1 protein-coding gene is annotated in these 575 nt (G+C 63.8%); it reads right to left on the reverse strand.

All coding sequences use genetic code 11. The annotated features are described in order from the left end of the window. Positions 1-575 (reverse strand): bifunctional UDP-4-keto-pentose/UDP-xylose synthase (locus tag KHO18_RS28315; RefSeq protein ID WP_211944328.1); only part of this gene is annotated, 575 nt, incomplete at both ends.

The following is a 575-nucleotide window of genomic DNA, read 5'->3' on the forward strand; positions in this document are numbered from 1 at the left end:
CGCACGATATGGCCCAGGAACTGCGTCACCACGCGCGAGGAGCCTTCCTTCGACTCGAAGATCGAATCCAGCCCGGCGCCGATCCAGTTGAACGGGCGGAACAGCGTGTAGTTCAGCCCTTCCTCCATGCCGTAGGCGTGGATCACGCGGTCCATCAGCTGCTTGGAGCAGGCGTAGATCCAGCGCGGCTTGTTGATCGGGCCGTAGACCAGCGGGGAGGCTTCCGGGTCGAATTCATCATCGGCGCACATGCCGTAGACCTCGGAGGTGGACGGGAACACCAGGTGCTTCTTGTACTTCACGGCCGCCCGGACCATCGGCAGGTTGGCCTCGAAATCGAGCTCGAACACGCGCAGCGGGTGGCGCACGTAGGTGGCCGGGGTGGCGATGGCCACCAGCGGCAGCACCACGTCGCACTTGCGGATGTTGTACTCGATCCACTCCTTGTTGATGGTGATGTCACCCTCGAAGAAGTGCATGCGCGGATGGCTCACCAGGTCGCCGAGGCGGTCGGAGGCCATGTCCATGCCGTAGACCTCCCAGTCGGTGGTCTCCAGGATGCGGCGCGTGAGGTG

The sequence above is a fragment of the Cupriavidus campinensis genome (genome assembly GCF_905397395.1).
Classification (GTDB): Bacteria; Pseudomonadota; Gammaproteobacteria; order Burkholderiales; family Burkholderiaceae; genus Cupriavidus; species Cupriavidus campinensis.